Here is a 241-nt window from a genome sequence, read left to right as displayed (position 1 = left end):
GGCGACGTGGTGGCCGTCAGCGTTGAGGACGGGCTCATGCCCATGCTCCACTACCTCGCCCTCACCAGCCTCGGCGCTGCCATCTCCCTGATGAACCCGGCCATGCCCGCCGAGTTCGGCCTCGCCTACATGGCCGAGAACGGCTTCGAGCGCCTGGTCACCGACAGCGCCACCCTGGCCACCAGCGCCTTCGTCCGCCAATGGCGCAACCAGGCGCCCCAGGCCGTGCTCGACGTCAGCC

1 protein-coding gene is annotated in these 241 nt (G+C 70.1%); it reads left to right on the top strand.

Annotated features, from left to right (window positions below):
* Positions 1-36 precede the first annotated feature (36 nt).
* Positions 37-241: hypothetical protein (locus OH705_RS28550; RefSeq protein ID WP_267303611.1), on the top strand; the 205-nt coding region annotated here is incomplete at its 3' end.

It is taken from the genome of Pseudomonas sp. BJa3 (genome assembly GCF_026343815.1).
Lineage (GTDB): Bacteria > Pseudomonadota > Gammaproteobacteria > Pseudomonadales > Pseudomonadaceae > Aquipseudomonas > Aquipseudomonas soli.
This window is presented reverse-complemented; position numbering and strand designations above follow the sequence as displayed.